The organism is Streptomyces sp. NPDC031466 (genome assembly GCF_055581265.1).
The window spans coordinates 44,918-70,097 of sequence record NZ_JBVIJT010000006.1 but is presented as its reverse complement, the minus strand read 5'-3'; the positions used below and the strand labels follow the sequence as shown (position 1 = coordinate 70,097).

General features: G+C 72.8%; 28 protein-coding genes. 8 read left to right on the top strand and 20 right to left on the bottom strand.

Annotated elements, in window-relative coordinates; genetic code table 11:
* The first annotated feature begins 45 nt into the window (after nucleotides 1–45).
* Nucleotides 46–996, top strand: a complete 951-nt coding sequence (locus ACZ5GP_RS15550; protein ID WP_468751341.1) for a GlxA family transcriptional regulator — start codon at nucleotides 46–48, stop codon at nucleotides 994–996.
* 483 nt (nucleotides 997–1,479) lie between these two features.
* Here the strand turns inward: ACZ5GP_RS15550 and ACZ5GP_RS15545 are convergent, their stop codons facing one another.
* The gene (locus ACZ5GP_RS15545) at nucleotides 1,480–2,064 is read right to left on the bottom strand and encodes a TetR/AcrR family transcriptional regulator (RefSeq protein WP_468751340.1); all 585 of its coding nucleotides are present in this window, start codon (nucleotides 2,062–2,064) and stop codon (nucleotides 1,480–1,482) included.
* Nucleotides 2,065–2,271: 207 nt separating this feature from the next.
* On the opposite strand from ACZ5GP_RS15545, the gene ACZ5GP_RS15540 reads away from it, so the two are divergent.
* Nucleotides 2,272–2,973: a peroxiredoxin-like family protein gene (locus tag ACZ5GP_RS15540; RefSeq protein ID WP_468751339.1), complete on the top strand. Its 702-nt coding sequence runs from the start codon at nucleotides 2,272–2,274 to the stop codon at nucleotides 2,971–2,973.
* Here ACZ5GP_RS15540 and ACZ5GP_RS15535 read toward each other — a convergent pair.
* A complete protein-coding gene (locus ACZ5GP_RS15535) occupies nucleotides 2,934–3,908 on the bottom strand; it encodes a helix-turn-helix domain-containing protein (RefSeq protein ID WP_468751764.1) in 975 nt (324 codons plus the stop codon). The two genes, ACZ5GP_RS15540 and ACZ5GP_RS15535, sit on opposite strands and share 40 nt — an antisense overlap.
* Nucleotides 3,909–4,039: 131 nt before the next feature.
* On the opposite strand from ACZ5GP_RS15535, the gene ACZ5GP_RS15530 reads away from it, so the two are divergent.
* Both ACZ5GP_RS15530 and ACZ5GP_RS15525 read left to right on the top strand, forming a co-directional pair.
* Entirely contained in the window at nucleotides 4,040–4,951 is a 912-nt protein-coding gene (locus ACZ5GP_RS15530) for an NAD(P)-dependent oxidoreductase (RefSeq protein ID WP_468751338.1), read from the top strand.
* An 89-nt stretch (nucleotides 4,952–5,040) separates the two neighbouring features.
* Nucleotides 5,041–6,525, top strand: coding sequence for a peptidoglycan D,D-transpeptidase FtsI family protein (locus ACZ5GP_RS15525; protein WP_468751337.1), 1,485 nt, complete (start codon nucleotides 5,041–5,043; stop codon nucleotides 6,523–6,525).
* 23 nt (nucleotides 6,526–6,548) lie between these two features.
* On the opposite strand, the gene ACZ5GP_RS15520 is transcribed toward ACZ5GP_RS15525, so the two are convergent.
* Complete coding sequence (locus ACZ5GP_RS15520) at nucleotides 6,549–8,597, bottom strand: HelD family protein (RefSeq protein ID WP_468751336.1); 2,049 nt, start codon at nucleotides 8,595–8,597, stop codon at nucleotides 6,549–6,551.
* Nucleotides 8,598–8,679: 82 nt separating this feature from the next.
* On the opposite strand from ACZ5GP_RS15520, the gene ACZ5GP_RS15515 reads away from it, so the two are divergent.
* Complete coding sequence (locus ACZ5GP_RS15515; RefSeq protein ID WP_468751335.1) at nucleotides 8,680–9,345, top strand: TetR/AcrR family transcriptional regulator; 666 nt, start codon at nucleotides 8,680–8,682, stop codon at nucleotides 9,343–9,345.
* 22 nt (nucleotides 9,346–9,367) lie between these two features.
* Here ACZ5GP_RS15515 and ACZ5GP_RS15510 read toward each other — a convergent pair whose 3' ends face one another.
* The 6 genes from ACZ5GP_RS15510 to ACZ5GP_RS15485 form a co-directional block, all read right to left on the bottom strand.
* Nucleotides 9,368–10,552: a phosphotransferase family protein gene (locus ACZ5GP_RS15510; RefSeq protein ID WP_468751334.1), complete on the bottom strand. Its 1,185-nt coding sequence runs from the start codon at nucleotides 10,550–10,552 to the stop codon at nucleotides 9,368–9,370.
* 97 nt (nucleotides 10,553–10,649) lie between these two features.
* Nucleotides 10,650–11,363, bottom strand: coding sequence for an HAD family hydrolase (locus ACZ5GP_RS15505; protein WP_468751763.1), 714 nt, complete (start codon nucleotides 11,361–11,363; stop codon nucleotides 10,650–10,652).
* 42 nt (nucleotides 11,364–11,405) lie between these two features.
* Nucleotides 11,406–12,287 carry a FadR/GntR family transcriptional regulator gene (locus tag ACZ5GP_RS15500; protein WP_468751333.1) on the bottom strand — a complete coding sequence of 294 codons (882 nt, stop codon included), beginning with the start codon at nucleotides 12,285–12,287 and terminating at the stop codon, nucleotides 11,406–11,408.
* A 142-nt stretch (nucleotides 12,288–12,429) separates the two neighbouring features.
* Nucleotides 12,430–13,335: a winged helix-turn-helix domain-containing protein gene (locus tag ACZ5GP_RS15495; RefSeq protein WP_468751332.1), complete on the bottom strand. Its 906-nt coding sequence runs from the start codon at nucleotides 13,333–13,335 to the stop codon at nucleotides 12,430–12,432.
* A 255-nt stretch (nucleotides 13,336–13,590) separates the two neighbouring features.
* On the bottom strand, nucleotides 13,591–14,898 hold the full coding sequence (locus tag ACZ5GP_RS15490; protein WP_468751331.1) for a GNAT family N-acetyltransferase: 1,308 nt from the start codon (nucleotides 14,896–14,898) through the stop codon (nucleotides 13,591–13,593).
* 57 nt (nucleotides 14,899–14,955) lie between these two features.
* Nucleotides 14,956–15,558 (bottom strand): RsiG family protein, encoded by a 603-nt coding sequence (locus ACZ5GP_RS15485; RefSeq protein ID WP_468751330.1) that lies wholly within the window; start codon nucleotides 15,556–15,558, stop codon nucleotides 14,956–14,958.
* 171 nt (nucleotides 15,559–15,729) lie between these two features.
* Here ACZ5GP_RS15485 and dtd point away from each other — a divergent pair, with 171 nt between their 5' ends.
* Nucleotides 15,730–16,167 carry a D-aminoacyl-tRNA deacylase gene (gene dtd / locus ACZ5GP_RS15480; protein ID WP_468751329.1) on the top strand — a complete coding sequence of 146 codons (438 nt, stop codon included), beginning with the start codon at nucleotides 15,730–15,732 and terminating at the stop codon, nucleotides 16,165–16,167.
* Between the two features lie 66 nt (nucleotides 16,168–16,233).
* Here the strand turns inward: dtd and ygfZ are convergent, their stop codons facing one another.
* Genes ygfZ through ACZ5GP_RS15465 form a run of 3 tightly spaced genes read right to left on the bottom strand, consistent with a single transcriptional unit; the run spans nucleotide 16,234 to nucleotide 18,270 of the window.
* Nucleotides 16,234–17,199 carry a CAF17-like 4Fe-4S cluster assembly/insertion protein YgfZ gene (gene ygfZ / locus ACZ5GP_RS15475; RefSeq protein WP_468751328.1) on the bottom strand — a complete coding sequence of 322 codons (966 nt, stop codon included), beginning with the start codon at nucleotides 17,197–17,199 and terminating at the stop codon, nucleotides 16,234–16,236.
* A gap of 56 nt (nucleotides 17,200–17,255) precedes the next feature.
* The gene (locus ACZ5GP_RS15470; RefSeq protein WP_468751327.1) at nucleotides 17,256–17,681 is read right to left on the bottom strand and encodes a Fur family transcriptional regulator; all 426 of its coding nucleotides are present in this window, start codon (nucleotides 17,679–17,681) and stop codon (nucleotides 17,256–17,258) included.
* Between the two features lie 16 nt (nucleotides 17,682–17,697).
* Entirely contained in the window at nucleotides 17,698–18,270 is a 573-nt protein-coding gene (locus ACZ5GP_RS15465; protein ID WP_358584824.1) for a heme-binding beta-barrel domain-containing protein, read from the bottom strand.
* A 244-nt stretch (nucleotides 18,271–18,514) separates the two neighbouring features.
* On the opposite strand from ACZ5GP_RS15465, the gene ACZ5GP_RS15460 reads away from it, so the two are divergent.
* On the top strand, nucleotides 18,515–18,877 hold the full coding sequence (locus ACZ5GP_RS15460) for a DsrE family protein (protein ID WP_358584823.1): 363 nt from the start codon (nucleotides 18,515–18,517) through the stop codon (nucleotides 18,875–18,877).
* Here ACZ5GP_RS15460 and ACZ5GP_RS15455 read toward each other — a convergent pair.
* The 8 genes from ACZ5GP_RS15455 to ACZ5GP_RS15420 all read right to left on the bottom strand — a co-directional run bounded on the left by ACZ5GP_RS15455 (nucleotide 18,871) and on the right by ACZ5GP_RS15420 (nucleotide 24,144).
* Nucleotides 18,871–19,131: a DUF3099 domain-containing protein gene (locus ACZ5GP_RS15455; protein ID WP_468751326.1), complete on the bottom strand. Its 261-nt coding sequence runs from the start codon at nucleotides 19,129–19,131 to the stop codon at nucleotides 18,871–18,873. The two genes, ACZ5GP_RS15460 and ACZ5GP_RS15455, sit on opposite strands and share 7 nt — an antisense overlap.
* 102 nt (nucleotides 19,132–19,233) lie before the next feature.
* Entirely contained in the window at nucleotides 19,234–19,521 is a 288-nt protein-coding gene (locus tag ACZ5GP_RS15450; protein WP_358584821.1) for a DUF1416 domain-containing protein, read from the bottom strand.
* Between the two features lie 77 nt (nucleotides 19,522–19,598).
* On the bottom strand, nucleotides 19,599–20,444 hold the full coding sequence (locus tag ACZ5GP_RS15445) for a sulfurtransferase (RefSeq protein ID WP_468751325.1): 846 nt from the start codon (nucleotides 20,442–20,444) through the stop codon (nucleotides 19,599–19,601).
* Nucleotides 20,445–20,601: 157 nt separating this feature from the next.
* The gene (locus ACZ5GP_RS15440; RefSeq protein ID WP_350751515.1) at nucleotides 20,602–20,682 is read right to left on the bottom strand and encodes an Ms5788A family Cys-rich leader peptide; all 81 of its coding nucleotides are present in this window, start codon (nucleotides 20,680–20,682) and stop codon (nucleotides 20,602–20,604) included.
* 198 nt (nucleotides 20,683–20,880) lie between these two features.
* Nucleotides 20,881–21,633: an LmeA family phospholipid-binding protein gene (locus tag ACZ5GP_RS15435; RefSeq protein WP_468751324.1), complete on the bottom strand. Its 753-nt coding sequence runs from the start codon at nucleotides 21,631–21,633 to the stop codon at nucleotides 20,881–20,883.
* Between the two features lie 131 nt (nucleotides 21,634–21,764).
* Nucleotides 21,765–23,024, bottom strand: a complete 1,260-nt coding sequence (locus tag ACZ5GP_RS15430) for a hypothetical protein (RefSeq protein ID WP_468751323.1) — start codon at nucleotides 23,022–23,024, stop codon at nucleotides 21,765–21,767.
* A 5-nt stretch (nucleotides 23,025–23,029) separates the two neighbouring features.
* Nucleotides 23,030–23,284, bottom strand: a complete 255-nt coding sequence (locus ACZ5GP_RS15425; protein WP_358584814.1) for a MoaD/ThiS family protein — start codon at nucleotides 23,282–23,284, stop codon at nucleotides 23,030–23,032.
* A gap of 14 nt (nucleotides 23,285–23,298) precedes the next feature.
* A complete protein-coding gene (locus ACZ5GP_RS15420; protein WP_468751322.1) occupies nucleotides 23,299–24,144 on the bottom strand; it encodes an alpha/beta hydrolase in 846 nt (281 codons plus the stop codon).
* 264 nt (nucleotides 24,145–24,408) lie between these two features.
* Here ACZ5GP_RS15420 and ACZ5GP_RS15415 point away from each other — a divergent pair, with 264 nt between their 5' ends.
* Nucleotides 24,409–25,149 (top strand): response regulator transcription factor, encoded by a 741-nt coding sequence (locus ACZ5GP_RS15415; RefSeq protein ID WP_468751321.1) that lies wholly within the window; start codon nucleotides 24,409–24,411, stop codon nucleotides 25,147–25,149.
* Nucleotides 25,150–25,180 lie beyond the last annotated feature (31 nt).

The window sequence follows — 25,180 nt, the reverse complement described above, 5'->3', positions numbered from 1 at the left end:
CGAGATGACCGGTCGGCGGGCCGCGCGAGTGGTTGGATGCCGGACATGTCAGTGATCGCCGTCCTCGCCCTCGACGGGGCCCCGGGGCATCACCTCACCACGCCCGGCCTGGTCTTCGGCACCGCCTGTCGCGAACACCCCGGCCTGTCCTACGAGGTCCGGCTCTGCGCCGCCCCCGGGTTCCGGGCGGCGGGCGGCCCGGGACCAGCGCTCCCCGTCCGGCCGCCGCACGGCCTCGAAGGGCTGGCGGACGCGGACGTCGTCCTGGTCCCGGGGCACGACGGCCACCGGGCCGGGCGGCCCCCCGAGGGCGTCGTCGCCGCGCTGCGTGCGGCGGCGGGCCGGGGCGGCCGCGTCGCCGCCGTCGGCACCGGCACGTTCACGCTCGCCGCGACGGGGCTGCTCGACGGGCGGCGCGCCACGACCGGCTGGCGGCACGTGGCGGAGCTGGCAGCCCGCTATCCCCGTATCGACGTCGACCCCGCCGGCACGGCCGTCGAGGACGGGCCGTTCTGCACGGCGGCCGGGGTCTTCGGGGGCCTGGACGTCTGTCTGCTCCTGCTGGCCCGCGACCACGGCCGCCACATCGCCGGGCAGACGTCGCGGGAGCTGATCACGCCGCTGCACGGGGACGCGGACAGCGTCCAGGAGGCCATCGACCGGGAGGTCGCCGAGAGCGCGGGACTCGACCCCACCCTGCGCTGGATCGGGGCGCACCTCCACCTCCCGCTCACGCTCCCCGAGATCGCCGCCCACGCCGGGACGAGCGTCTCCAGCGTGACGCGCCGCTTCCGCGCCCACACCGGGCTCAGCCCGCTCCAGTACGTCCTGCGTGCGCGGTTGCACGAGGTGATGCGGCTGCTGCGGGAGACGGACACGCCCGTCGAGGGTGTCGCCGACGCGACCGGGTTCACCTCGCCCGCCGCCCTGCGCCACCACTTCCGCGCGCTCACCGGCACCACACCCCGCGACTACCGCCGCGCCCATACCCCGTGAGCACGGACCCGGGCGGGGCCTCCCGGTGTCCGCCCGCGCCCGGCTCGGCGGCACCTTCGGTGCCCGTACCCGGACCCGGCGCATGACCACGTCCTTTTGGGTACTTGGCGAAGAGCGCGTCTGGGGCCAATCTGGTGACCACTCCGCGACGCACGGCAAGGAGGTTCGGTGACAGAGCGTCAGGGTGCTTGGGAGAGACACGGCTTCACGGGAGGTCCCGTCCGGGACTCGGGCTGGAACGTCGGGGCCGGCGCGCCACGCGGGCGCCGCTGAACCGGGCCGGCACACGCGGGCGAGACCTCGTCCAGGAGGGCGGGGCGGCCGGAACATCCGACCGCCCCGCCCCCGCATGCCGGACCTTTGTCCCGCCCCCGTACGCCGGCCCCTCGCACCGCCCCCGTACGCCGGGCCCTCGCCCCACACCCCTGTACGCAGGCCCTCGCACCGCCCCCGTACGCCGGGCCCGCTCCCCTCGCCCCGACGTCACCGCAGTGACGCGAGTGCCGTATCCACCGTTCGTCGCAGTTCCGCCGCCTCCGCGCCCGCCCGGGAGCGCAGGTTCACGCCGTACGCGAGCAGCGCCAGGACCTCGGCGGCCGCCGGCACATCGGCGGCGGACGCCAACTCGCCCTCCGCGCGCGCCACTTCCAGCGCGCCCCGCAGCGCGTCCCGCAACTGCTCGTGGTGCTCCTCCAAAAGGGCCCGCACCTCGGGGTCGGCGCGCTCCGCGCCCACGTGGGCGTTGACGACCATGCAGCCCCAGCCCGCGTAGGGGCCCGAGCAGCGCAGCTCGATCAGCGCGTCGAAGAACTCGCGCACGGCGGGCAGCCCCCGCCCGTCCTCGGCGACGGACCGGAACCCGCGTCGGGAGTGGTCCCGTACATAGCGGCGCAGGGCGGCCAGATACAGCTCGCGCTTGCCGCCGAACGTGGCGTACAGGCTGGAGCGGTTGAGACCCGTCGCGGTCGCCACGGCCTGGATGGAGGTCGTCGCGGCGCCGTGCTGCCAGAAGAGCCGGACGACGCGGTCGAGCGCCTCGTCCGGGTCGAAGTGCTTGATGTCGGCCATGAGTTGGGGCTCCCCGCGCTGCCGTACTGCCATCACGCCGTACTGCCCTGCCGCCGTACCGCGAGCACCGTCCCGGACATTCTTGGAACGGCAATTCCAAGATACCCCTTGACGCCGCCCCCGCCCCCTCAGCATCCTGAAACGACCGTTCCAAGTTCCGCGTCCGACGCGGGCCGGAACGCATGACCCGCCCACGAAAGGCCCCGCATGAGCCTCAAGGACGACCTCCGCGACCTGTACGTGAACGGCCACCGCAGACTGCCCCAGGACGTCCTGGAGGTCATGGACCGCGGCGCGGAGCAGCTCCTCGCCACCCGCCTCGCCGAGAAGGCCCTCGGCGCGGGCGGGCACGCCCCCCGCTTCACCCTCGACTCCGCCACCGGCGACAGGGTCTCCCTGGACGCCCTCCTCGCCGAGGGCCCCGTTGTCCTGACCTTCTACCGCGGCGCCTGGTGCCCCTACTGCAATCTCGCCCTGCGCGCCCTCCAGCGGCACCGGGACGACTTCGCCGCCCGCGGCGCCCGCCTCGTGGCCGTCTCCCCGCAGATCCCGGACGAGAGCCTCACCCTGACCGAGAAGGAGCAGCTCGGCTTCCCCGTCCTGTCCGACGTCGGCTCCCGCGTCGCGAAGGAGTTCGGGATCGCCTTCGACCTCTCCGACGAACTGGGCGCCCTCTACGACCGGCTGGGCTTCGAACTGCACCGCGTGAACGCCGGCCACCACCGCACGCTGCCCCTGCCCGCCACCTACGTCATCGACCGCGCCGGAGTCATCCGCTGGGCGTTCGTCGACACCGACTACACCGTGCGGGCCGAGCCGTCCGACATCCTGCGGGCCCTGGACGCGATCGGCGCGCCGGACGCCCCCGCTCAGGCGGCGGGGCGGCGGCTGAAGAACGACCGGCGGTAGTCCCCGGGCGAGACCCCGACCTGCTTGAGGAAGTGGTGCCGGAGGTTGTTGGCCGTGCCGAGGCCGCTCAGCTCGCCCACCTTCTCCACCGGCAGGTCCGTCGTCTCCAGGAGTTCCTGGGCCCGCGCGAGGCGCTGGCCGAGCAGCCACTGGAGCGGGGTCGTGCCGGTGGCGGCATGGAGGCGGCGGTAGAAGGTGCGCGGGCTCATCGCCGCCCGGCGCGCCAGGTCGTCCACGGTCAGCGGCCGGTCCAGGCGGGCGCGGGCCCACTCCAGCACCGGTCCGAGGCCCGCGCCGTCCGTCTCGGGCACGGACAGGTCGATGAACTGCGCCTGGCCGCCCGGCCGGTGGGCGGGCACCACCATGCGCCGCGCCAGCTGGTTGGCGACGTGCGCGCCGAGGTCCCGGCGCACCAGGTGCAGGCACAGGTCGAGGCCCGCGGTCAGGCCCGCGCTGGTCAGGACGTCGCCGTCGTCGACGTAGAGGACGGATCCGTCGACCGTCACCTTCGGGTAGCGGGACGCCAGTTGGGCGGTGTGCATCCAGTGCGCGGTGGCCCTGCGCCCGTCCAGGAGGCCGGCCTCGGCGAGCGCGAAGGCGCCGGTGCACAGGGACACCATGCGGGCGCCCGCCCGGTGTGCCGCACGCAGGGCCTCGGTCAGTCCCGGTGCGAGCGGCCTGCCCTCCTCCACGCACGCGTCCGGCACGGAGGTGACGACGACGGTGTCGGCCCCGGCGAGGCCCTCCAGGCCGTAGGGGGTGCGCAGCGCGACGCCGAACGCGCCGCCCGCCTCCTCCCGCTCGCCCGTGGCGCACAGCCGCAGGTCGTACCAGTGGTCGGACAGGTCGGGCTGGGGCTTGCCGAACACCGTGCAGGGGATGCTCAGTTCGTACAGGTCCCAGGACGGGACCCCGATCTCCTCGGCCACGACCACCGCGACGGAACCAGCGCTCATGCCGCGAGCGTACGAGGCCGGGGGCGCCCCCGGACCACCGGCAGGAATTTGGTGATCACCGTCACCGCTGTCACTGTCCCGTGCCCGCCGCCCCTGCGAGCGTGATCCCCATGAACGCACAGCACACCGAAGCAGCGCCCGCCGAAACCCCCGTCACCGTCCTCGGCCTCGGCCTGATGGGCTCCGCCCTCGCCGGCGCCCTCCTGGACCAGGGCCACCCCACCACCGTCTGGAACCGCACCGCGCACAAGGCGAAGCCGCTGGCCGACCGCGGCGCGCACCCGGCGGCGACCCCCGGGGACGCCGTCGCCGCGAGCGGCCTCGTCCTGGCCTGCGTGCTCGACCACGACGCGCTGCGCACCGTCCTCGACCCGGTCGCCGAGGCGGGCGGCCTCGCCGGGAAGGCCCTGGTCAACCTCACCTCGGGGGCGCCGGAGCAGGCCGTGGAGATGGCGGCGTGGGCCGCTTCGCACGGCGCGGGCTACCTCGACGGCGGCATCATGACGACCCCGCCCGGCGTCGGGAACCCCGAGATGATGTTCCTCTACAGCGGCGACGCGGAGGTCTTCGAGACCCACCGGCCCACCCTGGCCGCCCTCGGCGACCCCCTCCACCTCGGCACGGAGCCCGGCCTCGCCTCGCTGTACGACGCGGCGCTGCTCGGCCTGATGTGGGCGACGTTCACCGGCTGGCTGCACGGCACCGCCCTGGTCACCTCGCAGGGCACGACGGCCACGGACTTCACCCGGGTCGCGCTGCGCTGGCTGACCGGCGCCGTCTCCGGTTTCGTCACCACGTACGCGCCCCAGGTGGACGCCGGCCGCTACCCGGGGGACGACGCCACGGTCGACGTACAGATCGCCGCCATCGGCCACCTCGTGCACGCCGCCCACGCGCGCGGCCTCGACACCTCCCTGCCCGAACTGCTCAAGGCGACGATGGAGCGCGCCTCCGCCCAGGGCCACGGCTCCGACAGCTACGCGAGCGTCATCGAGGTGCTGCGCGGCGCCACACACCGGTAGATACCGCGGTTCACCTCCCACGCCGTGGCGGAAGCGGACAGGATGGACACCGAAACGTTCATCCGTAGGCACCGGGGGGAGCCACCACCATGAACCGTCCGCTGCGGCACATTGCCGTCTTCTGCGGGATCCTCACGCTCGCCCTGCTGCTGCGCGCGACCTGGGTGCAGTTCGCGCGCAACGACGAGCTGTCCCACCACGCGAAGAACCGCCGCGTGCAGATCGAGGCGTTCTCGCACCCCCGCGGCGACATCATCGTCGGCGGGAAGTCCATCACCGGCTCGAAGAAGACGTCCGGCACCGACTTCGCGTACAAGCGGACCTTCAAGCAGGGCCCGATGTACGCGCCGGTGACGGGTTACTTCTCGCAGGCCCAGGGCGGCACCTTCCTGGAAGGCGTCCACAACGGCATCCTCAGCGGCGACGACGACCGGCTCTTCATCAAGCGCACCCTGGACATGCTGACCGGCAAGAAGCAGCAGGGCGGCGACGTCGTCACCACCATCGACCCCAAGGCGCAGAAGGCCGCCTACGAAGGCCTGGTGGCGCTGGACGCCAAGGGCGCCGTCGTCGCGCTCGACCCGCGCACCGGCAAGGTGCTCGCCCTGGCCAGCACCCCCTCGTACGACCCCTCGGTGTTCGCCGGCATCTCGCGGGAGGAGGGCCGCGCCTTCACGCGGCTCGCGAAGCGCGCGGACAAGCCGCTGAGCAACCGCGCGCTGCGCGAGACCTTCCCGCCGGGCTCCACCTTCAAGATCCTCACGGCGGCCGCCGCCCTGGAGCACGGCGTGGTGACGGACATCGACAAGCCGACCGGCGCCAGAACCCCGTACAAGCTGCCCCTCAGCTCCACCCGCATCGGCAACGACGTGCCCGACTCCCACTGCGACAAGGTGTCGTTGAAGACGGGCATGCAGTGGTCCTGCAACAACGTCTTCCTCGACGTCGCGCTGAAGGTCGGCAAGGACAGGATGCGGGAGACGGCCGAGCGGTTCGGCTTCAACGAGGAGCAGTTCATCCCCGTGCGCGCGGTCGCCAGCGGCTACCCGGAGCGGCTCGACAAGCCGCAGACCGCCCTGACCGGCATGGGCCAGGGCAGCCTGACCAGCACCCCGCTCCAGATGGCGATGGTCACGGCGGGCCTCGCCAACGACGGCAAGGTCATGCAGCCCTACCTGGTCGAGGAGTTGCGCGGCCCCGACCTGACGACGGTCGAGAAGGCCGAGCCGCATGAACTGGACCAGGCCGTCTCCGAGGACACCGCGCGGAAGGTCCAGGAGATGATGGAGAACACCGTCGAGAACGGCACGGCGAACAAGGCGCGGATCGACGGCGTCGCGGTCGGCGGCAAGACCGGCACGGCCCAGCACGGCGCGGACGTCAACGACGAGCGGCCCTACGCCTGGTTCGTCTCCTACGCGAAGACCCCCGGGGACGACGACGGCGAGTCACCGATCGCCGTCGCGGTCTTCGTCGACCCCTCCCACATGGACATCCCCCGCTCGGAGATCGCGGGCGGCAAGCTGGGCGCGCCGATCGCGAAGGCGGTCATGGAGGCGGTCCTGGAACGCTGACCCCCGGGCCCCCGACTCGTCCGCTACGCCGGCACGTCCCACGGCAGCGGCCGGCTGTGCACGACGTCCAGCCGTGACACGGCCCGGGTCAGCACGACGTACAGCCGGTGCGCGCCCCGCCGCTCGGCCTCGGCGATGGCGGCCGGTTCGACGGCGACGACATGGTCGTACTCCAGGCCCTTGGCGAGCGAGGCGGGCAGCACGGTGACGCGCGCCCCCGGCTCGTCCGCGTCGGCCGTGCCGATGCCGGCGCTCTCCAGGGCGGTGCGCAGCGCCTCGGTGTGCGCGTCGGCGGCGATGACGCCGATCGACCCCTCCCGCCCGAGCGCGTCCCGCACGGCCCGCACCGCGGCGGCCCGCACGTCGTGCGCCTCGCGGATCCGCAGCTCGCCGTCGGCCCGCATCGACCGGGCGGGCGGCACGTCCACGTCGAGGCGGGCCAGGAGCCGGTTGGCGAGCCCGATGATCGCCCGGGGCACGCGGAACCCGGTGGTCAGCCGCGTCACGACGGCGTCCGGCCTGCCGAGGTGCCCGAGGAGTTCGGCCCAGTCGCGGGCCGCCCAGGGCGTGGTGGCCTGCGCGAGATCGCCGAGGACGGTCAGCGAGCCGAAGTCCGCGCGGCGCGCGATGGCCCGGCACTCCATGGGCGACAGGTCCTGCGCCTCGTCCACCACGATGTGCCCGTACCCCTCGGGCCGCTCCAGGAGCCCCTGGATCTCGTCCATCAGCACCAGGTCGGCGGCGCTCCACCGCGCGGACCTGTACGAGCGCGGGGGCCGGGCCCACCGGATCGCCCGCCGCTCCTCGTCCCGGAGGACGCCGTCCGACGCGGCGGCGAGCGCGTCCGGGTCGCCCAGCAGCCCCGCGAGCACCTCGTCGGCCCCGGCCTTCGGCCACACCTGGTCCACGAAGGCGCTCAGCGCCCGCGACCGGCCGATCTTCCGCACCCACGCGGCCTGGCGCGGCCCGGCCCGCCGCTCGGCCTGCTCCCGGACGGCCCGTACGGCCCGGTCGCGCACCCGCTCCCGCCCCACCGCGTACGACGGCTCCTCGGCCCGCACCCCCGCCACGATCCGCTCCAGCTCGTCCAGCGGCACCCGCCAGCGGTACGACCCGTCCACCACCGCGAGGGACGCGGCGGGCGCCCGGACCCGCGCGTACAGCGCGCGGCGCAGCACCTCGGCCATGCGGGCGTCGTGCTTGACGGCGGCGGCGGCCTCGTCGTCCCGGGCGCACACCGGGTGCCGCCCGATCTCGTCCAGGACGGTGGACTGGCGTACGCCCGTCTCGCCGAGGGAGGGCAGCACCTCGGCGATGTACCGCAGGAAGGTCCGGTTGGGCCCGAGGATGAGCAGCCCGGCGCGCCGCAGCCGCTCGGGGTGGGTGTAGAGGAGGTAGGCGGCGCGGTGCAGGCCGACGGCGGTCTTGCCGGTGCCGGGCGCGCCCTGCACGCACAGGGAGGCGGGCAGGTCGCCGCGGACGAGGTCGTCCTGCTCGGGCTGGATGGTGGCGGCGATGTCCCGCATCGGGCCGACGCGGGGCCGCTCGATCTCCCCGGCGACGATGCGGCTGCCGCCCTGCGGGGCCCCGCCCGCCGTCAGGTGCTCGTCCTCCATGCCGGTCAGGTCGGCGGGGTCGCCCTTGCTGCCGGGTGCCCAGCCGAACCGGCGGCGGACGGCGACGCCCCGGGGGTCGCGGGCGCCGGCCTGGTAGAAGGCGCGGGAGACGGGCGCGCGCCAGTCCACGACGAGGGGCGGCGCGCTGGGGTGCTCGGTGACGCGCAGCCGCCCGATGTAGTAGCGCTGGCCGCGGTGGTCGCCGGCCGCCTCGGCGTGGGGGCCGGCGACGGCGAAGTCGAGGCGGCCGAAGAACAGGGGTGCCTCGGGCAGCTCGCGCAGGGCCTTGGCCCGGCTGCGGAACCGGTGGCCGAGGACTTCGGCGTCGGCGCCGGACGCGGACACGTCGACGCCGGTGACCACGTGGTCCTCGGCGTCTTCGACCATGCCGGTCAGGGCGGCGCGGCAGGCGTCGTGGTAGCGGCGTTCGAGGGCGAGGGGGTTCGTGGCGGCCATCCGGCCAAAATAACGTAACCGAGTTAATTTCGTAACTCGGTTACATTCATTACCGGGTATCGACCCGCCGTACACTGCGTCCATGACGGCGCACCCCCACGACACCGGCGACGACCGGGGCGAGCACGACGGCCTGCGCACCCGCAAGAAGCGGCAGCGCCACCGGACGATCTCCGACACCGCGATCGCGCTCTTCCTGGAGAAGGGCTTCGAGAAGGTGTCGGTCGCGGAGGTGGCGGCGGCCGCGGAGGTCTCCAAGCCGACCCTCTTCCGGTACTTCGCGTCCAAGGAGGACCTGGTCCTGCACCGCTTCGCCGACCACGAGGACGAGGCGGCCCGCGTGGTCGCCGGCCGCCCCTCGGGCCGTCCCGCGCTGGCCGCGCTGCACCGCCACTTCCGCGACGGCCTGGACCGCCGCGACCCCGTCACCGGCCTCTGCGACGTCCCCGCGGTCCTCGCCTTCCACCGGCTCCTGTACGGCACGCCGTCCCTGGTGGCCCGCCTCCACGGTTACCAGGCCCGCTCCGAAGCGGCGCTCGCCGGGGCGCTGACCGCCGCGCACGGCGGCGCCCCGTTGGAGTCCCGCCTGGCCGCCGCGCAGGTCGTGGCCGTGCAGCGCGTCCTGGCGGAGGAGAACTGGCGCCGGATCACCGAGGGCGAGACGGCGGACGACGTCCGGCCGGACGCGCTGACCGCGGCCGACGAGGCGTTCGCCCACCTGCGCGCGGGCCTGCCGCGGTACGCCTGACCGCCGCCCTGCTACGTCCCGTTCAGGCTCCTCCCCCTGCGGCGCCCGGGCCCCCGGCGTCCCGCTCCCCTTCGGCGAGGACCCGGCCGTGCGGCCCCGCGTACCACTCCCGCAGGGCCCGTTCCACCCGCCGCTCGTCCGGCACCTCGGCCAGTCGCAGGGGTTCGGCGGCGCGCCGCAGTGCGCGGCAGACCCGGGCGGCCGCGCGGGTGTGGTCCGCGCCGTCCGGCCCGGCCGGCAGGGCGGTCAGGCCGAGCGCGGCCCGCATGATGTCCGGGAAGACGGACTGGGCGTACTCGAAGTCCAGGTAGACGGGCAGGTCGGCGCTCAGGCCGGCGGTCATGTCCCGGCGTCCCGCGCGCTCCATCTCCTCGGCCCACAGCTCCGTCATCCGGGTCTGCTCGTCCTTCTCGTACTCCATGCGTACGAGATGGGTGGCGAGGTCGTGCAGCGGGTCGCCGTACATCGCCAGCTCCCAGTCGATGACCGCCATCCGACGGCGGCCGACCACCACGTTGGCCCGGTGCACGTCGGTGTGGAGCAGGCAGAAGGGGCGCGGGGTCAGGGGCGGGCGGCCCGGGTCGTCGCGGAAGGCGCCCAGGACGTCCGGGCGCAGCCCCACGGCGGTGAACAGCTGCTCGAAGCGCGGGCGGTGGGGGCGGTGGACGCGCTCCTCGGTGAAGGCGATCAGCCAGTCGAGGAAGGCCTGGCTCCGCCCCGGAGCGGGCCAGCCGGCCGGCCGGGGCGGCAGTTCCCGTTCGGGCACGGCCGCGGCCCTGGCGAAGAAGTGGGCGAAGGACCGCATCATCGCCTCCCCGACGGGCCCCTCGGGCTGGATCTCGGACAGGGCGCGCCCGGCCCGGTAGGAGTGCAGCGACCAGTCGCCGAAGTCGCGCAAGCAGCGCGGGACTTCCCTCAGGTGCCGGCTCACCACCGTGAGCAGCTCCGTCTCGCTGGGCCAGATGCGGGGCACCACCTCGACGGTCTCGCGCGGCATCCGGCACTTGACCCGGGCCCGGAAGGGCATGGTGCGCAGCAGCAGGGCGAGGGACCAGCCCAGCGGCACCACGTAGTTGATGTTGTGGTGACCGGCCACGACCTCGCGGTCGGGGTGGTCCCTGTGCGCGTCGGCGAGACGTCGGATCCACGTCTCGCGGCGCCCGCGTTTCGGCGCCTCGTGGGGGGAGCGAGGCGGAGGTGACGGCATGAGCGCAGAGAGTATCCGCAGATCGGAACCGTTCCTGCGACTTGCCACGATGTGGACACCGGCGCGCCGATTGTCATACTCCGCCCGCCGCCCGCGCCTACTGGCGCCCGCCCCGCAGAGAGCGCAGGACCGGTTCCAGGGAGGACACCAGCGCGGTGCCGCCCGCGTCGCGCAGCAGCCGGGCCTTGCGCTGGTTGCGGGCGTAGCCGAGGAATCCGACGCCGGCCCGCCGGGCCGCCGCGAGGTCGGTGGGGGCGTCGCCGATCATCAGGGTGGCCTTCGGGTCGGCGCCCAGGGCGCTCAGGGCGCGCCGCAGGCAGTGCGGGTCCGGCTTGAGCAGCCGCAGGTCCCGGGTGCGGCCGTGGATGTGCGGGGCGAAGCACTCCAGGAGGCCGCGGGAGGTGAGGTAGGTGTGCACGGCGCGCGGGGAGTTGTTGGTCGTCACGGCCAGCCGGGCGCCGAGCGCCGTCCAGGTGCGGATCAGCGGGTCGACGTGCGGGGTGGGCCAGGCGGAGGCCACGGCCTTCAGCTCCTGCTGGGTGAGGAGTTCTTCCAGCTCCTCGACCAGGTCGCTGCGGGGCCGGCGGCGGTCGACGGCGCGCAGCACGACGTACGGGTCGGGCTGTCGCCGCTCGTCGTCGGTGAGCAGGCCGTGCAGGCCGAGGCCCGCGAGGCGCCGGACCAGGTCCTTCGCCACGTCCTCGGCGGAGTGCCCGGCGAAGAGGCGGCAGATGGGGCCGTCGAAGTCGAAGAGAACGAATCGAACAGGACCGATCAGTTCGTGGAGCCTTTCGGTCTCCTCATCGAGCATCTCGGGCCATATCGCGTCGGATCGCGTCGAGTCAGAGGTCACCTAAGAGAGTGTCAGGTCCGTGGTGATGGTTGCCCAGAGCGCGTCGAACCACTTCTGCGACTCCTCCACGAACAGGGTGTCGCGCGAGACCGCCGGGTCCTTGCCGAAGGAGAAGAGGGGCGCCTTGATGCCCAGCACGTCGTAGAGGTCGACGTTCTCACCGCTGTCACCGTCGCTGTCGCCCAGCTCCAGCTGCTGGGGGCCCAGGGTGTAGTACGCGAGCAGCGCCTCGCGCCCGTTGAGCAGGTACAGCTTGACCGGCGTGGTGAACGGCAGCGCGCGGAACTGCACCGACACGTCGATGCCGTGCGAGGCCCGCAGCGCCCGCAGGTTGTGCCGCAGCACCTGCCCCTGCGCGTTGCGCTGGGTCAGCCAGCGCTGGTGGAGCCGCTCGCGGTTCTCGGCGTCCCGGTCGATCGGCACCGGGAAGGCCAGCTGGATGTCGCTGCTCGGCAGCAGGACGCGCACCGTGATGGACTTCGGCGCGATGCGCCCCTCGTGGATCAGGCGCACCGGCTCACCGAGGGCGACCATCAGTGTCTCGGCGGTGTAGGACACCACGTCGACGCGTACGTCCGGCTCCGCGAACGCCGCCGCGAGGCGCGGGGCGAGCGCGACCATGGAGGGCTGGGGACCCTGGGCCCCGAGGGCCGGGCCCGCGTCGGCGACCCGGGGCGGGCTGCCCTTGCTGACGTCGGACAGGAGGCCTTCGCTCTGGAGCTTCCGCATCGCCTGCCGCACGGCTCCGCGCTCCACACCGAACTCGCCCGCCAGCTCGGCCTGCGTCGGCAGCCGGTCGCCCGGCTTGAGCGTGCCCGACCGGATGCGCTCGCGCAGGGTGTCGGCGATGTCCTGGGGCGAGCGCTTTCTGTTGCCGTTCACTGCGACATTCTCCTGAGTCACGACCGGACGATACAACTGCGCGCCATCACACGGGAGTTGCGGATGTGCTGCTTGTTCCACCCGGCCAAGCGGGCCGGACATGGGTCGAGTTGGTCGCCAACCCGCTCAAGACGGTCGCACCTCAGCACGCCGCCAGTTCCAGGTCCCGGCTGATCGTGTCCCACAGGGCGTCGAACCACAGGTGGGACTGGTCCACGAACGTCGTGTCCCGCAGCCCGTCGCCCCGCCGGAACGGGAAGAGCATCGACTGCGTGCCCTGCGCGTCGTACATCTCCAGGGACTCCTGGCCGATCTCCTCGTCCCGCTTGCTGAGCGTGTAGTACGCGAAGAGCGCCTCCGCGCCGTTGAGCAGATACAGCTTCACGGGCGGCGTGAACGGCAGCGCGCGAAAGCGCACCGACACGTCGACGCCGTGCGAGGCGCGCAGCGCCAGGAGGTTGTGGCGCAGCACCTGTCCCTGGGCGTTGCGCTGGTCGAGCCAGCGGCGGTGGATCCGGCCGCCCTCGTCCCCGCCGCCGACCGGCGTGGGGAAGGCCAGGGCGATGTCCCGGCTCGGCAGCAGCACCCGCACGTCGACCTTGGCCGGTTCGCGCCCCCCGGCGTGGATCCGCCGGAGCGGTTCACCGATCGCCATGGTCAGTGAGACGGAGGTCAGGCAGAGCGCGTCGATCTCCACGCGCGGGGCCTCGAAGGCGGCCGCGACACGCGGCGCGAGACCGACCGTCGTGGGCTGGGGGCGCACCGACCCGTCGCACGCGGGCGCGCGCTCCGTCGCTTCGGCGACCGTCGCGGGGCTGCCCTTGGACACGTTGGACAGGAGGTGCTCATGGTGCAGGATGCGCAGCGCCTCGCGCACGGTCCCGCGCTCCACACCGAACTCCTCGGCCAGCTCGGCCTGGGTCGGCATGCGCTGGCCCGGCCGCAGCGCACCGGACCTGATCCGGTCGCGCAGCACGTCGGCCACCTCGCGGTGGGAACGCCGTCCCCGGCTGCCGTTGACGGGCGCGTGTTCCGTACTCACAACCAAACCGTACAACTTCGCGCCATCTTTGGGGAGTTGCGGGAAAGGTGGTTATGAGTCGACTCCGGGCGGAGATAAGTCAGTTGGAGTTGGTGGCCAACTTCGGCGACATGGTCGGAGCCCGTGGAGGTTGGCCACCCGGTGAGTTCCGACTGACCGGGAACCCATCCGGAGGGGAGCCGGGAGACCGGTCGGCCGTCGGAAAAGCGAGCCCCGGCTCCCGGCTACGGGGGGCCGGGGCTCACCCTTCGCGGACCGGCCTCAGAAGATGTCCTGGCACCACGGCCGCCGGGCCGCGCGGAACAGGGCGTCGGCCACCGCGGCCGCCCCGGCCCGCTCCTCAGTCACGAGCCCCAGCGCCACCAGCCGCGACACCGACTCGTCCCCCAGCCACAGCCGCGCCAACTCCGCGACGTCCAAGCTCAGATCGGCGGCAAGACGGGTCGGCGCGCACACCGCGCCACCGTCCGGCGCCGCGTCCAGCCGATAGCGCCCTCCCGCGAGCCCCGCCGCGTCGGTGACCTCCAGGACGAGCGAGCCCGCCCCGCCGTACGTACGCGCCTCCAGGGCCCGTACGACATCCAGGATCCGCACCCAGAGCCAGTCCGAGTGCCCGGTCACCCTGGCGGCACGGGGGTCGGGCAGCAGCTGCGGGAGCAGGTCGTCGGGGGCCCGCCAGCCGGACTTCACCGTCACGACCCGGTCGACCGAGCACACGTAGTGCCACAGCGCCCGCTCGGCGGCGGGCGTGACGGCGGTCAGCGAGAGCACCGTCAGGACGTTGCGCGGCTGGAGGGTCTCGCTCCACTCCTCGTCGGTGGCGCGGTACGCGACCAGTCCGTCGACGCGGCCCGAGGGGTCGCGGTAGAGGGCGTAGAACGGCTCCTGCCAGGGCTGTTCGGGCATGGCGTGCCGCCCGGTGTTCCGTTGCCACCAGTGCTCGTCGCGGGAGATGGCGCCGTGCTGCGCCGCCCGGAACCGCTCGTGCAGCTCGGGGCCGGACTTGCGTACCTCGTCGCCGTCGACCAGGTCGATGCGGGCCCCGGCCTCCTGCGGCCCCGACCAGCGCGGGTCGAGCCCCGAGCGCGTCACGTCGACCGTCCACTCGGCCATCGAGGTCGCGGGACCGAAGCCGAACCGGCCGTAGATGCCGTACTCGGCGGAGATCAGCGTGGCGACCACGTCGCCGCGCGCCTTCGCCGCCGCGAGGTCCGCGCTCATCATGCGGGTGAGGATGCCGCGCCGCCGGTGGGTGGGCGCCACGGTCACCGCCGAGACGGCGTTGGCGGCGACCGGGGCGCCGCCCACCGCGGTCAGCTCCTGCCGCAGCGAGCGGTACGTGCCCACGCAGCGGCCCCGTTCGAAGGCGCCCCGCAACCGGTCCAGGTCACCACGGGTGCGGGCGTACGCCACCATCTCGTCGGAGACGGTGGCCAGCGGCCGCAGGAACCCCGCGTTGGCGGCGCGCAGCCAGAGGGGCAACTCCTCCTCGGTGACCGCTCTTACGTCGACGCCGCCCTCGGTGTCACCCGCCGCATCGCCCTCGACATCGTCCTCAAGATCGCTCATCCGCCCACGCTAGGCGGCTCGGCCCCGTCGGCGCACCGGGATTTTCGCCCGCCCCGGTCACACCAGCAGGTCGTCCACCTGCGCCTCGCCCTCCCGGTAGCGCCGGGCGATCTCCGCGCTGCAGTCGTCCGCCGTGCGCTGGAGGGACTGCCGGCACCGCGAGACCTGCTGCTCGTACCCCACGAGGCGGCCCATCGCCGCGTGCAGTTCCTCGTCCGTGCGGGCGGCCAGGTCGGACAGCTCGACCTCGGCGAGCATCTCCGTGGCCAGCAGGCGGTACTCCTCGCTGTGCGGGGTGCCGAGCGTGACGTGCCGGGCGGAGGAGCGGTGCCGGGCCGGGGCGTCCGCGAGGATCTCCGAGAGCCGGTCGACGACCGCGCCCTTGGGCCGGGGCGCCGGCCGGTCCCTGCGGCGCGCGATCTCGGCCCGCAGGATGTCGATGCGCCCCTGCAGCAGCCGCCGCACATAGCTGAGGTCGGCCTCGTCCTGCTGCGCGGCCCGGCGCAGCTCGCGCAGCTCGGGCAGGCGCCGCGCCATCAGGTCGTGCTGGGGCACGGCGGGCAGCAGCGGGCTGCCCGTGCGCTGCGTGGGAGGCCGCGGAACCTGTGGACGCCGCAGCGAGACGCGGCCGGGCGAGTGCCCTGTGCTCGGTGTGTTCATGTGCTCTACCCGTCCCCTCGACCGGCCTACGCGGTACACCGCGTGTGAGCATGGTGCCACCCCAAGTGGTCGCTATGTGAATGAGTGCCCGGAATCAGCCCCAGATGGGGGGATCCGCGACGCCGGACGGGCCGCCCCTGGGCACCCCGGCCGGCACGGCATGATGGCCGCATGCGAGCAGTGGTGCAGAGGGTCGACGGCGCGAGCGTGGTCGTCGACGGCGAGGACGGGCCCGAGACGGTGGGCGAGATCAGCGGCGAGGGCCTGTGCGTCCTGGTGGGCGTCACGCACGACGACACCGAGGAGAAGGCGGCGCGACTGGCCCGCAAGCTGTGGACGCTGCGCGTGCTGGCCGACGAGAAGTCGTGCGGCGACATCGACGCGCCGCTGCTCGTCGTCAGCCAGTTCACGCTCTACGGCGACGCCCGCAAGGGCCGCCGCCCCACCTGGAACGCGGCGGCCCCCGGCGAGGTGGCCGAACCCCTGGTGGACGAGGTGGTGACCCAGCTACGTGCCCTGGGCGCGACGGTGGCGACGGGCCGGTTCGGGGCGCAGATGCGGGTGACCCTGACGAACGACGGCCCGTTCACGGTGCTCCTGGAGATGTGACCGGTACGGACCTGGACGGGCCGAGACGGGTGGGTGGGAGACATCCACCGCGCAGCGGCGGCTCAGTTACGGCTGGACGACGACTTCCTGGGCCGCGGCAACGCCCCCGGCGAGGAGCTCCGCGTCCACCGGCACATTCCGCTTGAGGAGCCCCAGCGCGATCGGCCCCAGCTCGTGATGGCGTACGGCGGTCGTGATGAACCCCAGCTTCCGCCCCTCGGCCCCCTCGGCGGCGAGCTGCAGCGGCGTACCGGCCACCGGCAGATGCACCTCGCTCCCGTCCAGGTGGAGGAAGACGAGCCGCCGCGGCGGCTTGCCGAGGTTGTGGACGCGGGCGACGGTCTCCTGCCCCCGGTAGCAGCCCTTCTGGAGGTGCACGGCCGTGCCGATCCAGCCCAGCTCGTGCGGGATCGTGCGGTGGTCGGTCTCGAAACCGAGGCGGGGCCGGTGGGCCTCCACCCGCAGCGCCTCGTACGCGAGGAGCCCGGCCGCCGGGCCGTTGTCCGCCGCGTACGCCTCCAGGCGGGCGCGCGGCAGGAACAGGTCGCGGCCGAACGCCGTCTCCCGTACGACGACACCCTCGGGAACCGGGGCGATGGAACCGGCGGGCAGGTGCACGACTGCGAACTCGTCGGTGCGGTCGGCGACTTCGACGCGGTAGAAGAACTTCATGCTCTCCAGGTACGCGATGAGGGCGCCCTGGGTGCCGGGCTCGACGTGCGCCCAGATGGTCTCGCCGTCGTCCACGAGATACAGGGCGTGCTCGATGTGGCCGTTGGCGGAGAGGATCAGCGCTTCGGTGGCCTGGCCGGCGGGTAGCTCGCTGACGTGCTGGGTGAGCAGCAGATGCAGCCAGCTCAGCCGGTCGGAGCCGGTCACGGTGACCACCCCGCGGTGCGAGAGGTCGACGAAACCGGCGCCGTCGGCGAGGGAACGCTGCTCGCGGAACAGTTCGCCGTAGTGGGCGGCGACGCCTTCGTCCACGCCCTCGGCGGGGACGGCGCCGGGCAGGGACAACAGGGGGCTCTTCATGTTCACAAAGAGTACGACCAGCGGGCGCCGGCTTTTATTTCTGACCGGGGTCCCCGCTATTCCTGGCGGCACTTCCCGCACTGCCCGAAGATCGCGAAGTGCTTCAGGTCGGTGTCGAAGCCGAAGGTGTCCCGCAGCTTGGCGGTGAACTCCGCGGCCACGGAGGTGTCGGCCTCGATGACGTCCGTGCAGTCCCGGCAGACCAGGTGCAGGTGGTGGTGGCGGTCCGCGAGGTGGTACGTCGGCGCGCCGTGCCCGAGGTGGGCGTGGCTGACCAGGCCCAGCTCCTCCAGGAGCTCCAGGGTGCGGTAGACCGTGGAGATGTTGACCCCCGACGCCGTCCTGCGCACTTCGCAGAGGATGTCGTCGGGGGTCGCGTGCTCCAGGGTGTCGACGGCTTCGAGGACAAGCTGGCGCTGCGGTGTCAGCCGGTAGCCGCGCTGCCGCAGGTCGCTCTTCCAGTCGGAGTCGGTGCTCGCCACGCCGCCAAGTCTAGGTCTACTTGAAGAAAGCGATGCCGTCGTCGGGGAGATCACCGAGATTGCGCGCCATGTCGGCGACCTCCTCGGGCGTGACGACCTTCTTGAGCTGCGCCGACATGTAGGGGCGCAGCGGTACCTCGGGGGTCTGCTTCTCGCCGACCCACATCAGGTCGCCCTTCACATAGCCGTAGAGCCGCTTGCCGCCGGTGTAGGGGCCCGCGGCCGCGGTGCGCGCGACGGCGTCCGTGACCAGGTCGATCTGCGGCTTCTTGTCGGCCAGCTCGCCGTACCAGACCTCGACGACACCGTCGTCGCGGACCATGACGACCTCGACCTTCCGGTCCTTGTCGACACGCCAGAAGCCGGACTCGGTCTCCAGCGGCTTCACCTTGTTGCCCTCGGCGTCGAGCACCCAGGTGTACGAGCGGTACTCGATGAAGTCCCGCCCGTCGTGCGTGAAGGAGACCTCCTGGCCGAAGTTCGCCTTCTCGGCGCCGGGGAAGTCGGTGACGCCCGCGCCCGCCCAGTTGCCGAGGAGGAAGGCGAGGGGGACGAGGGAGGGGTTCAGGTCGGACGGAATCTCGATCATGGGAAGCTCAGGCGATCTGTGTGGTCGGGCGACGGGTGGGGGTCAGCGCTGGCCCTGGTACAGCTTCTTCACGGTGAGCCCGGCGAAGGCGAGAACGCCGACGCAGACAAGAACCAGCAGGGCGGAGAAGAAGGCCTCAAGCACGGGGTGCTCCTCGGTGAGCTGTTGGGGCAGGTATCAGAGCCGGTCCCACTGTAGTCGGGCGAAGCCCGTCCCTCTCTGTGAGGGGCCTTACGATGCGGCCATGGCGAAGAAGCTCGTGATCAAGGTGACCGCCGGGGCCGACGCCCCCGAGCGCTGCTCCCAGGCCTTCACGGTGGCGGCCGTGGCCGTGGCCAGCGGGGTGGAGGTGTCGCTGTGGCTGACCGGTGAGTCCTCGTGGTTCGCGCTGCCGGGCCGCGCGGCGGAGTTCGATCTTCCGCATGCCGCGCCGCTGCCGGATCTGATCGGCTCGATCATGGCGGCGGGCCGGATCACGCTCTGCACGCAGTGCGCGGCGCGCCGCGAGATCTCCGAGCAGGACGTCATCCCCGGCGTGCGGATCGCGGGCGCGCAGGTCTTCGTCCAGGAGGCGACGACGGACGGCGTCCAGGCGCTCGTCTACTGACGGGGGCGCCTGCCGTCCAGCTCGTCCCACCACTCGTCGGACTTCGGGTCGCCCGACGGATCGTCCCACCAGCGGTCGTCGGGTCCCCGCCGGTTGGCGACCATGGCGGCGACCGGCGGTATCACCATGGCCACGACGCACATGCCGACGGCGACGGGGACCGACCAGAGCCGCACGACGCCCCAGGCCAGGACGAACAGGGCGATGCACGTGCCCATCATGACGAAGTAGCTGCGGCGCCGTCGCGCGTACATGTCTCCAGACTAGGCCCGGACACGCCGAAGGGCCGCACCCCGTTCCAGTGGCGTCCAACCCCCTGGGGTGCGGCCCCTCGGCCGTTCTCGGCGCGAGGCGGATCAGACCGCGATCGCCACCTCCGCGAGGCCGCCCTGCTGCGCGACGACCGTGCGGTCGGCCGTGCCGCCGGGGATCAGCGCCCGGACGGTCCAGGTGCCCTCGGCGGCGTAGAAACGGAACTGGCCGGTCGCCGAGGTGGGGACCTCGGCGGTGAACTCGCCGGTCGAGTCGAGCAGGCGCACGTAACCGGTGACGGGCTCGCCGTCGCGGGTCACCTGGCCCTGGATGGTGGTCTCACCGGGCTTGATCGTCGAAGCGTCGGGGCCGCCGGCCTTTGCTCCACACATGTCGTACTCCTGAGGGTCCTGAGATGAGAGGGAGGGGAGGAGGGGGAGGGGGAGGGGGAGGGGAGAGGTCGGGAGCGCTACTTGTTGGCGCCGAGCTCGATCGGCACGCCGACGAGCGAGCCGTACTCGGTCCAGGAGCCGTCGTAGTTCTTGACGTTGGTCTGGCCGAGCAGCTCGTGCAGGACGAACCAGGTCAGGGCCGAGCGCTCACCGATGCGGCAGTACGCGATGGTGTCCTTGGCGAGGTCGACCTGCTCGGCCTCGTAGAGGGCCTTCAGCTCCTCGTCGGACTTGAAGGTGCCGTCGTCGTTGGCGTTCTTCGACCACGGGATGTTGCGGGCGCTCGGCACGTGGCCGGGGCGCTGCGACTGCTCCTGCGGGAGGTGGGCCGGGGCGAGCAGCTTGCCGCTGAACTCGTCGGGCGAGCGCACGTCGACCAGGTTCTTGGCGCCGATGGCCGCCACGACGTCGTCGCGGTAGGCGCGGATCGAGGTGTCCTGCGGCTTGGCCTTGTACTGGGTGGCCGGACGGTTCGGGACCTCGGAGCCGTCGACCAGGTCGCGGGAGTCCAGCTCCCACTTCTTGCGGCCGCCGTCGAGGAGCTTCACGTCCTGGTGGCCGTAGAGCTTGAAGTACCAGAAGGCGTACGACGCGAACCAGTTGTTGTTGCCGCCGTAGAGGACGACGGTGGAGTCGTTCGCGATGCCCTTCGCCGACAGGAGCTTCTCGAAGCCCTCCTGGTCGACGAAGTCACGGCGGACCGGGTCCTGGAGGTCCTTGGTCCAGTCGATGCGGACCGCGTTCTTGATGTGGTTCTTGTCGTAGGCGGAGGTGTCCTCGTCGACCTCGACGAGGACGACCTTCGGGTCGTCGATGTGGGCCTCGACCCAGTCGGCGTCTACCAGGACGTCGCTGCGGCTCATGCTTCTCTCCTCCGGGGCAGTTACGGCGGTACGGCTGTGCGAGGGGACGTGCGGGTACGCCTGGGAAACGCGGGGAGGCGCGGCGTACGTGCACGGGGGGGGCGGCCCTGACCGAAGTCGTCGTCGGGCCGGGGGAATACGGGAGTGACAGCTCCCGCTAGAAGGGGCGACAGAGCATGGCGGCGACGCGGCACAGGTCTACTGCCCGCCGCTTCGTGAGGTCCGCCTGTCGCTTCATGGTGCCGATCGTAGGGATGCCGGGGTGGCTGTGTCACCGGCGCTCCGCATAGTGAGACACGATCGTCCACCATCTGAGAATGGTTGAAGCCCGCGACCGCCCCGGTGGGGTCGCGGGCCCCGTGTAGCTCCCGTCACATCCGCCCGCCGGACGGCCCTGTCTCGCACTGCGGACACGGCTGGGGGCGAGCGGCGGGAATCAGCCGGTGAGGCTCACGTTCGAGCCGGTCACCGACATGTCCACGCCGTCCGGCGCGGCCTCGACGCTCTTCAGCTTGATCCCGGCCGGCAGGTCGTCGATCTTCTGGTCGAAGTCGGTGACGTCACGGACCATGCCCTCGGGCAGCGGGATGGAGATGCCGAGGACGTCCAGCTTCTTCGGGATCTCGTCGGCGTGCACCTTGATGTGGTCGCCCTCGACGCGGACCGAGCTGAGCACGTGGACGGGCTTGGGCAGCTTCGCGCCGCCCTTGCTGACCTCGACCTCGACCTTGATCTTGCCGTTGCCGCCGTCGGAGAGGCCGATGACCTTGCCCTTGGCGCCGAGCGGCAGGTCCACGGGCTCGGACTTGCTCGCCTTCAGCAGCTCGTCGTAGCCGACGCGGGCCGTCCCCGAGGCGGTCGCGGCGGTCGCCGAGCTGTAGTCGCCGGAGAACTTCACGCCCTTCATGTGGGCCTCCAGGTCGGCGATGCGGATCGAGTCGGCGCCGGACTTCGCGTCGTAGTCCTTGATGCCGACCTCCACCTCGTCCAGCTCTCCGCCCGCGACCTGGGTCAGGAAGGGGAAGCCCTTGATGGAGACGTCGGGTTCCTCGGCAAGGCCCTCGTTGGTGCGCAGCTTCTCCGCCGCCTCGCCCTCGGCGAAGTTCACGGCGAGCCGGTCGGCCGCCACGAACAGACCCCCGAGGACCACGACGACGATCAGCAGTATTCGTACGGCGCGCTTGCTCATGTCCGGCGTTCCCCCACCTTGATCCCCCGTGTCGACTGTCCCTCGCGAGCCTAAAGGACAGGTCCCCGGCCGATGGGATCGGCCGGGGACCTGTCGTACAGCTGTGACGAACGTTCCGCCGGGGGCGGACGTCAGCCGATGGCGCGCCCGAGGACGTAGACGGCCGGCGCGGCGGCCGCCAGCGGCAGCGCGACACCCGCCGTCATGTGCACGAACCGCGACGGGTAGTCGTAACTGGCCACCCGGTGTCCGACCAGCGCGCAGACGCCCGCGCCGAGGGCGAGCAGCGCGCTCTTGGTGCCGAGGTCCGTCATCCCGCCGGCGGCGAGACCGGCCCCGGTCGCCGCGAGCAGCGCGACGACGACGGAGGCGGGCGTGGGCAGCGGCAGCGCGCGGGCGAGGATCGCCGCGGCGACCGCGACACCGCCCACGGTGACGGCGTCGGCGGCGGCCGCGAGGTGCCCGGCCGCGATGATCGCGAGGGCGGCCGACACGACGGTGGCCATCAGCCCGTACATCCGCTCGTCGGCGCCCGCGCGGCTGCGCAGCTGGAGGACCAGCACCAGCAGCACCCACACCCCGAGCGTGCCGAGGATGGCGGCGGGCGCGTGCTCCTTGCCCACGGCCAGCAGCGCGGCGTCGGCGGCGACCCCGCCCAGGAAGGCGAGCGCGATGCCCTGCCGGGCCGGCCACATGCCGTTGAGGCGGAACCAGCCGGCGGCGGTCACGGCCTGGAGGATCACCAGCGGCACGAGCAGCGCGTACGGCCCGACGGCGGCCCCCGCGGCGAGCAGCAGCCCGAGGACCGCGGTCAGGGCGGCGGGCTGCATCCCCGGCTCCATGACCGGCGAGCGCCCCTCTGCGCGGGCCCGCTGGGCGTCGGTGACGCGGGCGTTGCCGGTGGTGGTGGCGCGGCCGTAGGTGGGCCCGTCCCCCGGGGCCTTCGCGGCACTTCGCGCGGCACTCGGTGCCGGTGCCTCGCCCTGGAGGGGCAGGTACGCCGTCTCCGTCACGTCCACCGCCACGGGCGGCTGCGCCTGCGTCTCCCAGGTCTGCCCCTCCCACTGCTGAAGGTACTGGTCCTGGGCGTGCTGCTCATGGCCGTGCGCCTGCGGGTACCGCTCCTGCGGGTAGGACTGCTGCGGATACGGCTGCTCGGGATACGGCTGCTGGGCGTACGGCTGCTGGGCGTACGGCTGCTGCTCGGGGTGGGACTGCTGCGGGTACTGCTGCTGCTCCGGATACGGCTGCTGGGCGTACGGCTGCTGCTCCGGATGGGGCTGCTGCGGGTACCGCTGCTGCTCGGGATACGGGGAGTGGGGGTGGCGCTGCCCGGAGTACGGGTCGTAGCCCTCGTACCCCTCATACCCCTCGTACGGCTGATCGGACATGGCGCTCATCCTCCTGCGAACGGCGGGAGCACCTCGACCGTGCCGCCCTCGGCCAGCCGTACGGTCTCATGCCCGCGGGTACCTACGGGGGCACCGTCGATCAGGAAGGAGCAGCGCCGCAGCACCCGGGCCAGTTCGCCGGGGTGCCGCTCGCGGGCGCCGTCCAGCGCCTCGGCGAGCGTCGTCGCCGCGTACGGCTCCTCGGCGACGCCCGCGGCCGCCTTGGCAGCGGCCCAGTAACGAATGGTGCCGTTCACCATGCGACGCTCTCCTCTCAGTCGGCGGTTGCCGACGTCCATGATGCCGTGGCCCACGCCGCGATCCGCCCGGCCAGCTCGTCCGAGACCGCGTGCTCCGCGTGCCCCATGCCCTCTTCCAGCCACAGCTCGACCCCGTGCGGCGCGGCGGCGGCCAGTGTCCGGGGGTGGTCGAGGGGGAAGTACGGGTCCCGGGTGCCGTGCACGACGAGCAGCGGGGTCGCGCCGATGAGGGGGACGGACTCGACCGGCGAAAGGGGGACGGGGTCCCACTCGTGCGGGTGGATCCGGGTGCGCAGTCCCAGGCGGCCGAGCGCCCGCCCGGCAGGGCGCGTGACGACCCAGTGCAACCGGCGCATGGGCGCGGTGCCCCGGTAGTACCAGCGCGCCGGGGCGCTCACCGCGACCACCGCGTCCGTCCGCGCTTCCGTGCGCCCCCGGTGCGACGCGGCGTGCCGCAGGACGACGGAACCGCCCATCGAGAACCCGACGGTCACCACGCGCGCGTGGCCCAGCGAGCGCGCCCACTCCACCGCCGCCGCCAGGTCGAGCACCTCGCGATCGCCCACCGTGGAGTGCCCGCCGGAGGCCCCGTGCCCCCGGAAGGAAAAGGTGATCACGGCCGCACGCAGGGCGAACACGCCCGCGATGCGGCGCACGTGGGGCCGCGCGAGATCGCCGGTGAAGCCGTGCGCGACGACGATCGCGACCTCGTCCGCGCCCCCGGGACCCGGGGCGTACGCGGCGTCGACGGCGACCCCGTCCGGCGTACGGAGCGTGGCGCGCCGTGGAACGCGGGACGACGCGCGAGTGATCGGCTGCACAGAAGATCGCGCCGCTTGACCTGCCGGACCGGAACTCATGTGAGCTATTCTGCTGGGCAGAGGATCCGGGCGACGCAGCCCCCGGGTCCTTTTGTGCTTTCAGGCGCGTCACCGAGCCACCGAGAACCATTACGAAGCAGTGCCGTAAACGCCCGCCGGCTCGCAGGAGCCGGGGGAGCCCCTCCGCAGGGACCGAGGAGGAACCGACGTTATGGGCGAGCGAACCGTGCACGACCGCAGGACAGAGCCGGGGTGGGGGTCCCCCCTGCTCGCGCGGAGCCGAGAGCTCGGGGGAGAGACGCGATGAGCTCTCTGCTGCTCCTGACCAATGCCCTCCAGCCGTCGACGGAGGTGCTCCCCGCCCTCGGCCTGCTCCTTCACAACGTGCGCGTCGCCCCGGCGGAAGGACCCGCTCTCGTCGACACCCCGGGTGCCGACGTCATCCTCGTCGACGGCCGCCGGGACCTTCCCCAGGTACGCAGCCTCTGCCAGCTGCTGCGCTCCACCGGACCGGGCTGCCCGCTGGTCCTCGTGGTCACGGAGGGCGGCCTCGCGGCCGTCACCGCGGAGTGGGGCATCGACGACGTGCTCCTCGACACCGCGGGGCCCGCCGAGGTCGAGGCGAGGCTGCGGCTCGCGATGGGCCGCCAGCAGATCACCTCCGACGACTCCCCCATGGAGATCCGCAACGGCGACCTCTCCGTGGACGAGGCGACGTACAGCGCGAAGCTGAAGGGCCGGGTCCTCGACCTGACCTTCAAGGAGTTCGAGCTGCTGAAGTACCTGGCGCAGCACCCGGGCCGGGTCTTCACGCGCGCCCAGCTGCTCCAGGAGGTCTGGGGCTACGACTACTTCGGCGGCACGCGCACGGTCGACGTCCACGTGCGGCGGCTGCGCGCGAAACTCGGCGTCGAGCACGAGTCGCTCATCGGCACCGTCCGCAACGTCGGCTACCGCTTCGTGGTGCCGGAGAAGGTCGAGCGGGCGGCCGAGGAGGAGAAGGCCAAGGAGAAGGCGCAGTCGGCTTCGAAGGCCGCTTCGTAGGAAGCCGCCGTACGGCCTGCCCAGCGGGAGT

What these genes read in the sequence shown, in the direction of transcription:
- ACZ5GP_RS15550 (WP_468751341.1), top strand. Translation starts at nt 46, where the DNA reads ATGTCAGTGATCGCCGTCCTCGCCCTCGACGGGGCCCCGGGGCATCAC.
- ACZ5GP_RS15545 (WP_468751340.1), bottom strand. Translation starts at nt 2,064, where the DNA reads ATGGCCGACATCAAGCACTTCGACCCGGACGAGGCGCTCGACCGCGTC.
- ACZ5GP_RS15540 (WP_468751339.1), top strand. Translation starts at nt 2,272, where the DNA reads ATGAGCCTCAAGGACGACCTCCGCGACCTGTACGTGAACGGCCACCGC.
- ACZ5GP_RS15530 (WP_468751338.1), top strand. Translation starts at nt 4,040, where the DNA reads ATGAACGCACAGCACACCGAAGCAGCGCCCGCCGAAACCCCCGTCACC.
- ACZ5GP_RS15525 (WP_468751337.1), top strand. Translation starts at nt 5,041, where the DNA reads ATGAACCGTCCGCTGCGGCACATTGCCGTCTTCTGCGGGATCCTCACG.
- ACZ5GP_RS15520 (WP_468751336.1), bottom strand. Translation starts at nt 8,597, where the DNA reads ATGGCCGCCACGAACCCCCTCGCCCTCGAACGCCGCTACCACGACGCC.
- ACZ5GP_RS15515 (WP_468751335.1), top strand. Translation starts at nt 8,680, where the DNA reads ATGACGGCGCACCCCCACGACACCGGCGACGACCGGGGCGAGCACGAC.
- ACZ5GP_RS15510 (WP_468751334.1), bottom strand. Translation starts at nt 10,552, where the DNA reads ATGCCGTCACCTCCGCCTCGCTCCCCCCACGAGGCGCCGAAACGCGGG.
- ACZ5GP_RS15505 (WP_468751763.1), bottom strand. Translation starts at nt 11,363, where the DNA reads ATGCTCGATGAGGAGACCGAAAGGCTCCACGAACTGATCGGTCCTGTT.
- ACZ5GP_RS15490 (WP_468751331.1), bottom strand. Translation starts at nt 14,898, where the DNA reads ATGAGCGATCTTGAGGACGATGTCGAGGGCGATGCGGCGGGTGACACC.
- ACZ5GP_RS15485 (WP_468751330.1), bottom strand. Translation starts at nt 15,558, where the DNA reads ATGAACACACCGAGCACAGGGCACTCGCCCGGCCGCGTCTCGCTGCGG.
- dtd (WP_468751329.1), top strand. Translation starts at nt 15,730, where the DNA reads ATGCGAGCAGTGGTGCAGAGGGTCGACGGCGCGAGCGTGGTCGTCGAC.
- ygfZ (WP_468751328.1), bottom strand. Translation starts at nt 17,199, where the DNA reads ATGAAGAGCCCCCTGTTGTCCCTGCCCGGCGCCGTCCCCGCCGAGGGC.
- ACZ5GP_RS15465 (WP_358584824.1), bottom strand. Translation starts at nt 18,270, where the DNA reads ATGATCGAGATTCCGTCCGACCTGAACCCCTCCCTCGTCCCCCTCGCC.
- ACZ5GP_RS15460 (WP_358584823.1), top strand. Translation starts at nt 18,515, where the DNA reads ATGGCGAAGAAGCTCGTGATCAAGGTGACCGCCGGGGCCGACGCCCCC.
- ACZ5GP_RS15455 (WP_468751326.1), bottom strand. Translation starts at nt 19,131, where the DNA reads ATGTACGCGCGACGGCGCCGCAGCTACTTCGTCATGATGGGCACGTGC.
- ACZ5GP_RS15450 (WP_358584821.1), bottom strand. Translation starts at nt 19,521, where the DNA reads ATGTGTGGAGCAAAGGCCGGCGGCCCCGACGCTTCGACGATCAAGCCC.
- ACZ5GP_RS15445 (WP_468751325.1), bottom strand. Translation starts at nt 20,444, where the DNA reads ATGAGCCGCAGCGACGTCCTGGTAGACGCCGACTGGGTCGAGGCCCAC.
- ACZ5GP_RS15440 (WP_350751515.1), bottom strand. Translation starts at nt 20,682, where the DNA reads ATGAAGCGACAGGCGGACCTCACGAAGCGGCGGGCAGTAGACCTGTGC.
- ACZ5GP_RS15435 (WP_468751324.1), bottom strand. Translation starts at nt 21,633, where the DNA reads ATGAGCAAGCGCGCCGTACGAATACTGCTGATCGTCGTCGTGGTCCTC.
- ACZ5GP_RS15430 (WP_468751323.1), bottom strand. Translation starts at nt 23,024, where the DNA reads ATGTCCGATCAGCCGTACGAGGGGTATGAGGGGTACGAGGGCTACGAC.
- ACZ5GP_RS15425 (WP_358584814.1), bottom strand. Translation starts at nt 23,284, where the DNA reads ATGGTGAACGGCACCATTCGTTACTGGGCCGCTGCCAAGGCGGCCGCG.
- ACZ5GP_RS15420 (WP_468751322.1), bottom strand. Translation starts at nt 24,144, where the DNA reads ATGAGTTCCGGTCCGGCAGGTCAAGCGGCGCGATCTTCTGTGCAGCCG.
- ACZ5GP_RS15415 (WP_468751321.1), top strand. Translation starts at nt 24,409, where the DNA reads ATGAGCTCTCTGCTGCTCCTGACCAATGCCCTCCAGCCGTCGACGGAG.